Here is a 13,522-nt window from a genome sequence, read left to right as displayed (position 1 = left end):
CTCCCCCTTCCGCCGTATGCATTGAGACAAACGCTGCATTTTGAGTTCGATATTGCCGAATGAGGAGCGATTTCACTAAAAAAGCCCGGCTCTGCCGCTCTTCACAGAGCTGGGAGAATCGGGCTTTCCTTAGTTTTCGGCTTTTTGGCTAACGCCGCCTACGCTTCGTACAGCTCCAGCGGCAAGTCGTCCGGGTCTTTGAAGAACGTATATTTCTTCCCGGTCACCGGATCGACGCGGACCGGTTCGACGTCTACGCCCTGCTCGCGCAAGTATGCGGCGGACGCTTCCACATCGATTACTTCAAAGGCGAGATGCCGCAGCCCTCTCGCTTCCGGGTACTGCAGCCGGGGCGGACAATCCGGGAAGGAGAACAATTCGATCTGCGTATGCTCCGCTATTTGCAGATCGAGCTTATAGGACTGCCGCTCGGCGCGGTACGTCTCTTCAATGATCCGAAATCCGAGCAGCTCGGTATAAAACCGTTTGGACACCGTATAATCCGAACAAATGATAGCTACATGATGAACTTTACGTATAGATAACATATAAGGTAAAAATCAACTCCCGATTTGATACGAAACGGCCCGCTTCCAGCCCGCCATCCTCCGCTCTCTGAACTCCTCGCCCTGCTGCGGAACGAACGTGCGGTCAAATCCTTTCAACGTCTCCAGCTCCGCCACGTCCTTCCAGAAGCCAACGGCAAGGCCGGCCAGCATGGCGGCTCCCAAAGCCGTAGTCTCAATCGTCTTCGGCCGCGCGACGGGCACTCCGAGCAGATCGGCCTGGAACTGCATCAAGAAGTCGTTCTTGGCCGCACCTCCGTCTACCCTCAGCTCCTTGAGCCGGATACCGGATTCCTCCTCCATTACCTGCAGCACCTCGCCGCTCTGATAGGCGATCGACTCCAGCGCCGCGCGCACCAGATGCGCCTTAGAGGCGCCGCGAGTCAGTCCGGTAATCATCCCTCTTGCCTCCGGCTCCCAATAAGGGGTACCGAGACCGGTGAAGGCAGGTACGAAGAAGACACCCTCCGTATGCTCGACGGAAGAAGCGAGCGCATCGGTTTCCGACGCGTCGGCGATCAGTCCCAGACCGTCGCGCAGCCACTGAATGACCGTTCCGGCGTTAAACACGCTTCCTTCCAAAGCATAGCATACTTGGCCGCCGATTTTCCACGCGATCGTCGTAATAAGCCCTTTTTGCGATAAAATCGGCTTCTCGCCCGTTTGCTTCAAGACGAAGCAGCCGGTTCCGTACGTATTTTTGGCCATCCCTTCCTTGAAGCAGCCTTGACCGAACAGCGCCGCCTGCTGGTCGCCCGCCGCTCCGGCGATCGGTATGCCGGCAGCTCCCCGAGCAGCGTCGTATGTCCGTACACTTCGCTGGAGGAGCATACTTCCGGCAGCATTGCGGCCGGTATGGACAGCTCCTGCAAAATGTCGCGATCCCACTCCACGGTGTGAATGTTGAGCAGCATCGTTCGGGAAGCGTTGGATACATCCGTCACATGGCGCCGGCCCTCGGTCAGCTTCCAGATCAGCCACGTATCGATCGTGCCGAACAGCGCTTCCCCGCGCTCCGCCTTCTCCCGAATATCCGGATTCGCGTCGAGAATCCATTTCAGCTTCGTGCCTGAGAAATAAGCGTCCAGCACGAGCCCGGTCTTGCTCTGAATCGCGGCGGCCGCGCCCCTCTCCCTGAGCTCGTCGCAAATGGCGCTTGTGCGGCGGCACTGCCAGACGATGGCGGGATGCAGCGGCTTGCCGGTCCGTTTATCCCATACGACCGTCGTTTCCCTCTGGTTGGTGATGCCGATAGCCGCGATATCCTCCACCGCGATCGTCTCCACCGCCTGCTTCAGCACTTCGAGCTGGGTTTGCCAAATCTCTTCGGCGTCATGCTCGACCCAGCCGGATTGCGGAAAAAACTGCGTAAATTCCTTTTGCGCCGTTCGAACAATCGCTCCCTGACGGTCGAAGACGATCGCCCGGCAGCTCGTCGTTCCTTGATCTATTGCAACGACATAACGGGATGTGCTCATCCTTTCTCCTCCTTGCCGCTTCGCCTGACGGATTAAACCGTTTTCAAGTTGAAATCTATCATACGAACATTTTCTCTGTCAACCGTATTGATTCCTCTCCACTCTCGTGTTATGATACGAATAATCAAGTACATGCAAGACCTATGACAAGTTAATATTTGGTCAGAGAATAAGAGTAGACCGTAACATACCTTGCTGCAAGCCGTTTTTCGGACTTGGGGCCAGGCCATGTTATCGGTCTTTTTTTGTTGCGGCCCGGTCATCCGGACAGAAGGCATACTAACGAAGAAGAGGGTTGATTTCAGATGAGTACAAGTTTTTCAGGAGTGTATCGCGCGGAGCATAAACAAAGCCTAAGCAGTCAGCAGTTGGACTTGCTGGTCATCGGCGGAGGGATCACGGGAGCCGGCATCGCCCTGGATGCTCAGACGCGCGGCATGTCGACCGGCCTGATCGAAATGCAGGACTTCGGGGCTGGCACGTCCAGCCGTTCGACCAAGCTGATTCACGGCGGACTGCGTTACTTGAAGCAGCTGGAATTCAAGCTGGTCGCCGAGGTCGGCAAGGAGCGCGCGATCGTATACGAAAACGCCCCTCATGTAACGACTCCCGAATGGATGCTGCTGCCGATCATCGAGGGCGGTACGTACGGGAAGCTGGCGACGTCGGTCGGCTTGCTCGTATACGATTATTTGGCCGGCGTCCGCAAAAAAGAGCGCCGGATTATGTTCTCGAAGGAAAAAACCTTGAATAAGGAACCGCTGCTGCGCACGGATAAATTAAAGGGCGGAGGCTATTATGTAGAGTACCGGACGGACGACGCGAGGCTGACGATCGAGACGATGAAGGAAGCGGTGCGCCGAGGCGTGAAGGCGATGAACTATGCCAAAGCCGAGGAGCTGCTTTACGACAAGGGGAAAATCGTCGGGGTCCGCGCGGTGGACCGGATGAGCGGAGAACGCTTCGAAATCCGCGCCAACAAGATCGTCAACGCCGCCGGCCCTTGGGTCGACACGATCCGCGAAATCGACGGCTCCAAGCAGGGCAAACGGCTCCATTTGACAAAAGGGGTCCATCTGGTCATTGACGGCAGCCGCTTTCCGCTCAAGCAGGCGATTTACTTCGATACGCCGGACGGACGGATGGTGTTCGCGATCCCGCGGGACGGCAAAACGTACGTCGGAACGACAGACACGAACTACCAGGGCGATATCGCCCATCCCCGGATGACGGTGGAAGACCGCGACTATATCGTCCGCGCCGCCAACTTCATGTTCCCGTCGCTCAAGCTGGGGCCGGAAGACGTCGAATCGAGCTGGTCGGGCTTGCGGCCGCTCATCCACGAAGACGGCAAATCCCCTTCCGAGCTATCGCGGAAGGACGAAATTTTCATCGCGCCGTCGGGGCTGATCACGATTGCCGGCGGCAAGCTGACAGGCTACCGCAAAATGGCGGAGCGCATCGTCAACCTGGTGGCAAGCCAGCTTGAGCAGCAGGGCCATGCTTCGTATCCCGGCTGCACGACCGACCGCGTCAAACTGTCCGGCGGAGATGTCGGCGGCTCCCAAGGCTACCCCGGCTTCCTCAAGAGCAAGGTGCAGGAGGGCGTCCGCATCGGACTAAGCGAAGCCGAAGCCAGAACGCTCGTGCAGCGCTACGGCTCCAACATCGACCGCGTCTTCGAACTGTACGGGAAACACCAGGAAGAAGCCAAGCGTTACGGCATGCCCGCCTCTTGGTTCGCTTCCCTGCTGTACGGCATCGACGAAGAGATGGTCGTAACGCCGCTGGACTTTTTCATTCGCCGCACCGGCTCGCTGTACTTCAATATCCAAGCGGTCCATAGCTGGAAGCAGCCGGTGATCGGCTATATGGCCGAACGCTTCGGCTGGACTGAAGAGCAAGCCGAGCTGCAGGCGTCCGAGCTCGAACGCCATCTTCACGACGCGGTAGAGCCGCTCGCTTAACAAACGCGTTAATAGTGGCCCCATATGTCTTTCCGGGAGGTCGTCACGGCGACCGCCCCGGCCTTCAGGGCCATCTCCACATCCTCCACCGTACGTATGAGTCCCCCTGCAAGAATCGGAATGCCGAGCTCTTCTTTCATCTCTGCAATGATATGCGGGATTACCCCCGGCAGCACTTCAATATAATCGGGCTGTACCTTCGCCGTAATTTTATAGGTCGTCTCCAACGCCGTCGTATCGAGCAGAAAATGCCGCTGAATGGCAAGCACTTTGTTTTTCTTGGCGGTCGCTATCGCCGCGCTCTTCGTCGAGATGATGCCGGCGGGCTTGACCGATTGGCATAGAAATTCGATCGCATACTCGTCGTTTTTCAACCCGTGGATCAAATCCGCGTGAATGAGCATTTTTTTCTGATGGCTTCTTGCCAGCTGAACGATGCTTAACAGCTGCGAGATATGAATATCGAGCAGCACCAGATATGTAAATTGGCTTTTGAGCAGCAGCTCCAAATCTCTCATCTTGCGCACCGCTGGGAGTACCTTTTGACCGTAAAAATTCATTTGCCTGCCTCCTTCTCATTCCCTGCAACCTGTAACCTGCGGCCGCCTTTTCGCCACGCTTCTAAAAGGGTGGTGAAAAAGTCCGCTGCGGCGTCCATTTGATCCTCCAATCGCTGTTGAAAACGGATTCTTTGGATTATTTTCTCGTTTTTTTGTGGAGAGAATCCGTTTTCAAAGGCGAACGCTTACGCTTTTCCAGATTCAAATGGCCCCTCCGCTCGTTTTTCACCGGGCTTCTAGAAGGGCCATGATTTCATCGCGCTACTTAAGCCAGCTGCTGCTCCAGCGACTTGTACACGTTCGGAATCGTCACTGTAAACGACGACCCGTGTCCCAGCTCGCTCGTCACCTCGATCTCGCCTTCATGGGCTTCGACGAGAGCTTTGACAATACTCAGCCCCAAGCCGACCCCGCCGCTGAACCGGGAACGCGACTTGTCCACCCGGTAGAGCCGGTTGAACACATAAGGCAAATCGGCTTCGCTGATCCCGATTCCGGTATCTTTGCAATAGATAATAGTAGAATCTGTCGTCCAATCGACGCCCAGCGTCACCTTCCCGCCTTCGTTCGTATATTTGATCGCATTGGAGACGATGTTGGAAATAATCTGGATCATTTTGTCGCGGTCCACCTCCGCGTAGCAAGGAGCATTGGTCGGCACGAACTGCAGCTTGACGCCTTTGCTGCGGGCCATCTGCTGAAAGTTACGGTATACGTTTTGCGTGAGCTGCACCATGTTAATACGCCGGATATGAATCGTAAACCGCGCTGCTTCCGCCTCCGACAGCTTCTCCATATCGTTCATCAGCCGGGTTAAGCGGATCAGCTCGTCATAAATTTGCTGCAGCCATTCCAGGTCGACTTCATAAATGCCGTCGATCATCGCCTCCAGCTGAGAGAGCATCGACGTCAGCGGCGTCCGCAGCTCGTGCGTCAAATCTTCCATCAGATGATGACGCCAATCCTCCTGCTTCTTCAGCTCCCGCGACAGCTCGTTGAGCGTCAGGGCCAGTCTGCGCACTTCTTCGGGGCCTTTCACCGAAGCCTGCACTTCCCAATTGCCGAGCCGGATCTTATGAGCGGCCTCCTGCAGCCTCTCCAAATGGGCGGAGAGCAGCCGGGCCACGAAGAAGCTGACGATGACCGAGATCACGATAATGATGCCGTAGAGCAGCGCCGAGCGCGTCTGCATCATCTTCTGATAGGCGACGACGTTCGGGTCGATCTGGTTGACGGTTTTCAAATAGCCGACCTGCAAAACCCCTTTCGTTTCCCCTTTAGCCACCACCGGATACTCCTGAACAATCAGATCCTTCTCGTTCTGTACTCTTGAAAACATGTCGAACCAGATGTTGCGCCGGTCTTCCCCGTAACGGACCAGAATCCCGTACAGCGTCGCCCTGCGGGTCAGCCACGATTTCTGATCCTCATTGTACGGGCCTACGGACATGTTCTCGTTTCTTATGTCGTCAATTAATTTGAAAGCGTTTACTTTAAGCTGATCCTCCTGATACCGGTCAAACACATTTTGCCAGTTAAAACTGTAACCGTAAGCGACGATCGAAATGATAAGAATAAAGCAGCTTTGGAGAGTAATAAATAGAATCACATTCATTTTACGCAAAAATCTAATCATAATCAGACCGTTTCCTTCGCATCGGGCTCGGCGGCAAATTTATATCCCGAGCCGACCATCGTCAATATGTAACGCGGCTCCTTCGTATCCTCTTCGATTTTTTTTCGCAAGTTTTTGACATGGGTATCGATCGAGCGGCTGTCCCCTTGAAACCGGTAGCCCAGCACATGATAGGAAAGATCGCTGCGCGACCAAATTTTGCCCGGCTTGCTTGTAAATACGCTGAGCAGCTTGAATTCGGTCGTCGTAAGATTCGTATGAACGCCGCGGACGAGCAGCGTATTCGCCTCCAAATCGACCACGATCTGGCCTCTGTCGAAGGTCAGCACATCCGGCTTCGCCTGATCGGCCTTATACGCATGAATGCGCCGTCTTAAAGCGTGAATGCGGGCAATGACCTCCTTCACCCGAAACGGCTTGGCGATGTAATCGTCCGCACCCAGGTTCAGTCCCGCTATCGTATCGCTCTCCCGCGATTTGGACGTCAGCATAATGATCGGCACGACCGATTTTTCGCGAATGCGCCGGCATACTTCTTCTCCCGGCAATCCCTCAAGCATCAGGTCCAAAATGACCAGATCGTACGCGCGGCCGTCGAACAGCTGCACAGCCTCCAACCCGTTAGCGGTGCAATCGACCTCCCAGCCTTCGTTCTTCAAATAAGCGGTTACAACTTCGCGGATTTTAGGTTCATCTTCCACAAGTAATATATGCATTCTGTGATTCCCCCTATCTTTTCATATTACTTGGCTATTCCTTTTTAGACAAGAAACAATTCCCTACTATCCCCAAAAGTGTGCCCGATTTCAACCTATTCACGGGTTAACCATTCAAGAAGTCGGGGGACAAGAGCGATCGGAAGTCGTTTCCGCATGCGCAGTCGGCGTTTTCATCACACTTCTCAAAACAAACGAAAAAAAGCCTGAACACCGTCAGGCTTTCATCCGTCCTTGCTGCCAGTTCCGCTAACTATTCAACCAGACCCGTACGCTCTACGCCCTCAACGAACCAGCGCTGGGTAAACATATAAACGACAAGCACCGGCATAATGATCAGGAACGAAGCGGCCATCTTGATCGGCTCGGCAAAGATGCTCGGACCGCTCTGCTCGGCTTCCGCCGCCAGAGATGCGGCAAGACGCGACAAGCTGATCGACAGCGGCACTTCCTTGGCCCCGAACATATACATCGTCGGATAATAGAAGTCGTTCCAGTTCCATACGAAGGAGAACAGGAAGACGACGATGATGGCCGACGTGGAGATCGGGAGCATGACCCGGAAGAACACCCGGAAGACGCTGGCGCCGTCCATCTTGGCCGCTTCCTCCAGCTCCTTCGGCAGCGTGCTGAAAAACTGCCTGTAAATGATGACGAACAGCGCTCCCTTTAAGCCATGGCCGAAAATCGCCGGAACGATCAACGGCAAGTACGTATTGATCCACCCGAAGTCCTTAAACAGCAGGATCGACGGCAAAATCGTGACCTGCGGCGGCATGACGAAGGTGAAGATCAGACATACGAACCAGAACTTTTTCAGCGGGAATTCCAGCCGCGCAAACGCATACCCGGCGACTGCGCAGGAGATGACCTGCAGCACCGCGACGCTCAACGCAACCGTCATACTGATCCAAAACGCGCTGCTGTATTTCAGCAGCCTGAACGCTTCCTCCAGATGCCCCATAAAAAACGAACGCGGCACCCAAATGACGGCGGGATCGAGCAGGTTCGACGAATCCTTGATCATGGTCGTTATCATATACAAAATCGGTTTGATATAAATAAAGGCCACGTCGATGAGGATCAAATACATGAACAACCGGAAGATTAACCCTTTATCGGCTTCCTTGCCGATGAACAAATGCTTCAGCGTCGTCAGCCAGCGGCTCACGGTGTGAGCGTCAAAGCGCGAGTTTTTTATATCTCTTACGATTTTTTGCATTCCGTTCGCCTCCTTTCTATTTGCCTCCGCTTGCGGATTTGTTGACTCTGGAGAAGATGTACAGCACAATACCGAGGAAAATAAGCACGATCATAAAGTAAATCCAGGCCAGCGCGCTGGATAAACCGTAATTCGTCGTATTCACCTTTGAAATGATCGGATTGGACGGAAACGTAAACAAATCGACTACCGTATAAATGAGATTCAGCAAAATGAACGGAGTCAGCCCCGGAAGCGTAATTTTCCAAAATGTCTCCCACGGGTCAGCGCCGTCGATACGAGCCGCTTCATAGACCGAGGTTGAAATCGTCTGGCGCCCGGCCAGGAAGATCAGAATCTGCACGCCCGAATACCACAGAATGAGGACGAACGAGCTAATAACGGACACAAGCGGCGTCGCCCACGCTTTGGGCAAATACGTATTGATGTAGCTGCCTACTTCGAATTCCTGAACGAGGGCCAGCGTACCTTCGCCCTGGGTTATAAACTCCTGAATGATTTGACCGGTAGAGAATATAACAGGCAGGAAGAAGATGACCCGGAAAAACGAACGGCCGAAAAATTTTTGATTCAGCAGGATCGCGATCAACAGCGAAAAGACGACGATGACCGGGATCATGATCAGAGCCTGCCGCAGGAACGGCAGCAAATCGTTGTACAAGAGGCCGCCGTCCGCGAACAAAATTTCCCGGTAATACTGGAAGCCGACCGGCGAGTATTCCACGCCGCCGGCCGTTATTTTCACCCGGTTAAAGCTCATGTAGAACGAGTACGCCAAAGGGAAGGCGATGAACGCCAGGAAGCCGATAACCCAAGGTGCGATAAACAGCGAACCTTCCACTTTGCGGAGAGCGGCGGAGCTCAATTTGTATTTGCGCATTATTGGCTTCCCCCTCCTTGCACTACGATGAAGTCTTGAGCAGGCACGCTCAGCTTGCCGTCGCTGTAAGGCGTCGTGTTGTAGTTGAGCACCAGCTTCTTGCCGCCTTCGTACGTCACTTCCTTGACGTTGGGAGCGATCGTCCGGTGGCCGACGATGAACTTGTTCTGCACATCGCCGAGCGCTTGATTATAGCGCTGGTATTCCTCCACGGCCGTGGACTCCCAATCATGCACGTTCATGCTGTAATAATAGATGGAATAAGCGCCTTTCATATCCTCCGACGGAGCGCTGGTGAAGATGAACGACGGGCTTGCGCCGTATTCGATGCTGCGAAGCATCTCCGTCTTGTACTGATCGCGCAGGTTGGACCAGTTGGACGAATAGGTGACCAGTCCGTGCAGAGCGATCTGCATGAACGGGATCGATTCGTCGATGAACAAATCGTACGAGTAATCGTCAGCTATTCGATGGATGTGATTAATGTCTTTCAGCGTATACAAGTTGGCTCTCTCCACGCTGACTCCGCCCAGCGCATCCTTCACCTGCTGCAGCATATCCTGCTGCGTATGCATCGTATCCGTTCTCGTCGATACATAACGGGTGTTGAAGTCGCTGTCGAGATAGCGGCCCACGCCGTCTTCGAAGTAGATGCCGTCGGCGTTCAATGACTCGTATTCCTTCAAGTCCTTGTCAAGCGATTTGGCCGCAAATTTAGGACTCATCTGCGTCACCGTATCGCGGCTTGCATACATTTCGAAGTCCATCAGCGTGCCGGCCAAGTTGCGCATGCCGTCATACCGCGGATTGAAGCCGTCGCGCTCGTTATTGTTGAGACTGTAGTTCGCCGCCAGGTAAACGGGAAGCTTCAACGAATGGGCGAATTCGATGAATTGCTTCATCCCTTCGTTGCCGCCGAGCCGCTTATCGACCGGGAACAGGCCGCCGAACGAGCTGTAGCCGCCTTTTTGCCAGCCTAAATACTGAATCGACATATTTTCAACGCCGAGGCCGTAAAGCCTCTTGACCATTTCCATCGCCTGAGATGTGGAGGTGCCGAGCAAATATTTATCCCACAGCATCCCCTTTTTCACGTCGGCTCCGACAATATCGACGAACATCGGAATTTTATTCGAGCTGACCTGCAGCGGCTTGACGCCCTGCTCCTTCATTAAATACTCGCGGTATTTGGATGCCATGCCGACGTAATCGCTCTGATTCTTATCGAGCAAATAATAACGGGTCGAACGCTGTTCGGAAGCAAACCGCTCCTTGCTGTAAGTAAAGAAGCCGGCGTTCCCTTTCTTGCTCGTATTTTGGAAAAATTTGATCCGGTACTGCCACTCCGGCGTAATCCAGTTCGATTGGCCGAACGCTCCCGACGGCGAGCCGAACACCTTGGAGTATTCTTCCCCGCCGCTCATGACGGCAACGAAGGCCTTGTCGCCCGATTTCATCCCGAACACCGGCATCTTGGCCTGCTGACGGGCGGTCCGCTCCGAATAAAAGGAAATATCGCTTCCGTACATGTTCTCGCGGTAGATCGATTTGTCGTTAATTTGCTTCGTCTTGAAGCGGATCAACGCGCCGGAGCCGTCCGGTACGAGAAGATACCCGTCCTGCCCGATCGACGGCTCGGCTCCGAACATCGGATACAGCTTCAGGTTCAGCAAGCTCAGCTTGCCTTCGGTAATGCCGCTGTCGATAATTTTCGTTTCGACAAAATCGTCTTTCACGTTCACTTCGACGGGAATTTTGAACCCGGACGTCTTGAAGTTAAAGGTGACCTTGAACCCGGTCGGCGTCGTTTGAAACCCTTCGAGCGTGCCTTTATCCTCGAGTAAGCTCGTCATTTTGGGCTGCGATTTAAAATTCGCCGCGTCGATGTATTCGAGCATGATCGGAGAGCGCAAATTGTTTCTCCACGTCCCCGTAATCGTCTCCTTAGGCCATTGCTCCGGATTCGGGTAAGAGCGCCAGATTTCGCCGCTTCGCTTGTCTTCCACCTGAAAATGCCCGGTCGTGCTGTCCACGAGCAGCTTCAGCGTATCGCTTTGCGCCGCCAGCTTGAAATTCGCGTCGTTCGGCAGCTCCGCCTTCGCTTTATCGGCGTCGACCGGAGCGGCCTGCTGCGCAGGAGCCGGAGCGGACGAAGCCGCGTTGGCGGCAGGAGCCTGCGCGTCCTGGGCGGGCTGCGCCGATTTGTCCGCAGCAGCCGCATCCGTCTTCGCCGCATCGGCCGGTGGATCCGCCGCATTGATCGTCTGCACCGCTTGCGTCGCAATCAGCGAGAGGCTAAGCGCGGCGGCAAGCGAAGCGGAGAGGATGATTTTATATCGTCTGCGTCTCATCGGATCGTCACCTCCTGATAGATGGAATAGAAGAAGTCTTTAAGCTCGGTGCTGAGACCGAAGGTAATGAAGATCAGAACCCCGAGCAGCGTCATGGTGACCAGCGATAAGAAAATATTCATGATCGTTTCGCCTACGCTGTAGTTTTGCATCGACTGCACTTTCCAAAAGATCAGAAGGCCGACCCAGATCATCATGCCGTACTGCAAGAACGTGTAGATCGACGCCTCGCTGAGCGTCATAACATTCGAGATTAGCGTCAGCGGCAAACCGACGAGCACGATCGGGAACAAGGCGTACGTGCTTCCGAACACGACGTCGCGGAAACGGCCTTCCCCTCGATAAATCGTACTGATCAAATAGTTGGATACGATCCAGCCGATCCAAAGAACCATAAATTGGAAAAACACAGTAACCAAATTAATTTCCAGGAATACGGAGGCGTTAAAGGTAAAGTTCGTATACGCCCGGTAAATGCAAAACGATACTAAGGCAAGAATAAGCATAATCGCGCTGCTGGCGAACCCGCCTTTGCCTTCGTAACGGATCGCGCTAAAACCGTCGATCGGATGCTTCAGAATGTAGAACGCATGCTTCAGCTGCACGACGATCGGAATTTGCGATCTGCGGCGGTTGCGCCAATTTTGACGGAACCGGCTCTTCCGGGTAACCCGTTCGAATATAAGGAAGCCCAGACCGGCGATAATGACGATATTCATTAATAAAGCGAAGTGCTTCTGGAACCAGACCAGACGGATTTGCCAGAATGCATCGGAGTATCCCTCCTGCTGCCCCGCTTGATAGAACAGCTTCTCCGCTTCTTCATAATCGCCCTTCTTATACGCCGCCTTGGCCAGACCAAGCAGCGCAGGCGTATAGTAAGCGTTAAGCCGCAGCACTTCCTTCCAGGGCTTCTCGCTCTCCTCGTAACGCCCTTCCTGCGTCATCTGGTTCGCTTTATGAACCAGCTCGCCGAACTCGGAGAGGCGGAATACTTGGACGACGTTGTTCTCTTCATCCAGAATAAACAGGTTATTCTGCGAGTTGGAGGCGATCGCCGAAGGCGTCTTCACGACCCCCAGCTTGGAGGAGGAAGCGCTTGTGTCGCCGGACCAGAAGAAGAGCAAATTGCCGTTGGCATCGTATTGGTTGACGTATTTGAGCGTCGAATCGATCGCGGTAATATTGCCGTTGCGGTCGACCGTCAAATCGTTCAGCTTCGGCGTCAGCTTATCCTTGCTTGGGAAGCGGACTTCTCCGAAATTTTTGATTTTCTCATCGGTTGCCGAAGCGTCATTTTTCGTTGCCAGCAAGTCTTTCCCCGCAATGTTAAGCTTCTTAATTTGCCCCGATTCCACTTCTTTGGTCACGGTGTAAATAAATCCGCTTTGGTCGATCGTTACGCTGCTGACCGATCCCGGCAGCTTGCTGATCTCCCGCAAATACATCTCGCGGGTGTACAGGAGTCGCTTCAACGCGTCCATCACGGAGAAATCCGTCTTGTTGGCGCCGAAGAAGCTTTGGAAATTGCCTTCCGGATCGAGCTGGAGCAGCCCCTGATAGCCGCCCAGCGTTGCGATGTACAGAAACCCGCGCTTATCTACCGCGACCTTGATCGGGTCGTATTTGAACGATTCCGGTAAAAACTTCGTATCCGGACGTTTGAATTCGCGGATCAGCTTACCGTTGTTATCCAATCGGAGAACACGCTTATTGCCTGTGTCGGCAACGTAAATTTCGCCTTTTTTGTCGACGAACACGCCTTCCGGTTTTTTCAGCGGGCTTTCCTTCACATCGATGATGCGGACGAAAGTCCCTTGCGGATCGAGCTGGACAATCCGGTTATTTCCCGTATCCGCAATATAGATGTTGTCTTTCTCGTCGATAAAAATGCCCTTAGGCTGAACGAGCGGCGAAAATACCTGCTTGCTCGGGTCCTTCGGATCGGGAGCATATATTTCCCTGCCCATCACCTCTACCGGGGTGTAAGCGGACTGGGTCCAAATCAGCTGATCGTAGCCGTCCTTATAGTTCGTATCGTAAGGCACATAGGCCAGCGCCGTCATAGGCAGCATGGTCGAGGCCAGCATGGCGATCGCCAAAAGAAGGAACAGCGGACGACGCCATCGTTTCTTGACTACCATAG

At 54.0% G+C, this 13,522-nt stretch carries 9 protein-coding genes and 1 pseudogene; 1 reads left to right on the top strand and 9 read right to left on the bottom strand.

What is annotated here, in order from left to right; genetic code table 11:
* Nucleotides 1–158 precede the first annotated feature (158 nt).
* Both gloA2 and glpK read right to left on the bottom strand, forming a co-directional pair.
* Nucleotides 159–548, bottom strand: coding sequence for an SMU1112c/YaeR family gloxylase I-like metalloprotein (gene gloA2, locus SK3146_RS29040; protein ID WP_249862042.1), 390 nt, complete (start codon nt 546–548; stop codon nt 159–161).
* Nucleotides 549–560: 12 nt separating this feature from the next.
* Nucleotides 561–2,044: pseudogene (gene glpK, locus SK3146_RS29035) on the bottom strand (glycerol kinase GlpK).
* Nucleotides 2,045–2,349: 305 nt separating this feature from the next.
* On the opposite strand from glpK, the gene SK3146_RS29030 reads away from it, so the two are divergent.
* Nucleotides 2,350–4,011 (top strand): glycerol-3-phosphate dehydrogenase/oxidase, encoded by a 1,662-nt coding sequence (locus SK3146_RS29030; protein WP_249862041.1) that lies wholly within the window; start codon nt 2,350–2,352, stop codon nt 4,009–4,011.
* A gap of 8 nt (nt 4,012–4,019) precedes the next feature.
* Here SK3146_RS29030 and SK3146_RS29025 read toward each other — a convergent pair whose 3' ends face one another.
* The 7 genes from SK3146_RS29025 to SK3146_RS28995 all read right to left on the bottom strand — a co-directional run bounded on the left by SK3146_RS29025 (nt 4,020) and on the right by SK3146_RS28995 (nt 13,520).
* Nucleotides 4,020–4,571 carry a glycerol-3-phosphate responsive antiterminator gene (locus SK3146_RS29025; RefSeq protein WP_249862040.1) on the bottom strand — a complete coding sequence of 184 codons (552 nt, stop codon included), beginning with the start codon at nt 4,569–4,571 and terminating at the stop codon, nt 4,020–4,022.
* 265 nt (nt 4,572–4,836) lie between these two features.
* Nucleotides 4,837–6,207 (bottom strand): sensor histidine kinase, encoded by a 1,371-nt coding sequence (locus SK3146_RS29020; RefSeq protein ID WP_249862039.1) that lies wholly within the window; start codon nt 6,205–6,207, stop codon nt 4,837–4,839.
* Nucleotides 6,208–6,209: 2 nt separating this feature from the next.
* The gene (locus SK3146_RS29015) at nt 6,210–6,923 is read right to left on the bottom strand and encodes a response regulator transcription factor (RefSeq protein ID WP_249862038.1); all 714 of its coding nucleotides are present in this window, start codon (nt 6,921–6,923) and stop codon (nt 6,210–6,212) included.
* 253 nt (nt 6,924–7,176) lie between these two features.
* On the bottom strand, nt 7,177–8,145 hold the full coding sequence (locus tag SK3146_RS29010) for a carbohydrate ABC transporter permease (protein WP_249862037.1): 969 nt from the start codon (nt 8,143–8,145) through the stop codon (nt 7,177–7,179).
* A 16-nt stretch (nt 8,146–8,161) separates the two neighbouring features.
* Nucleotides 8,162–9,025: a carbohydrate ABC transporter permease gene (locus tag SK3146_RS29005; RefSeq protein WP_434006831.1), complete on the bottom strand. Its 864-nt coding sequence runs from the start codon at nt 9,023–9,025 to the stop codon at nt 8,162–8,164.
* Entirely contained in the window at nt 9,025–11,376 is a 2,352-nt protein-coding gene (locus SK3146_RS29000; protein ID WP_249862036.1) for a DUF5696 domain-containing protein, read from the bottom strand. The genes SK3146_RS29005 and SK3146_RS29000 overlap by 1 nt, the downstream gene beginning before the upstream one ends.
* The gene (locus SK3146_RS28995) at nt 11,373–13,520 is read right to left on the bottom strand and encodes a YIP1 family protein (RefSeq protein WP_249862035.1); all 2,148 of its coding nucleotides are present in this window, start codon (nt 13,518–13,520) and stop codon (nt 11,373–11,375) included. The genes SK3146_RS29000 and SK3146_RS28995 overlap by 4 nt, the downstream gene beginning before the upstream one ends.
* Nucleotides 13,521–13,522: the final 2 nt, after the last annotated feature.

Source organism: Paenibacillus konkukensis, assembly GCF_023523925.1.
GTDB lineage: Bacteria > Bacillota > Bacilli > Paenibacillales > NBRC-103111 > Paenibacillus_S > Paenibacillus_S doosanensis.
Note: the sequence above shows the minus strand (reverse complement) of the source record. Positions and strands in the feature narration are given on the sequence as shown.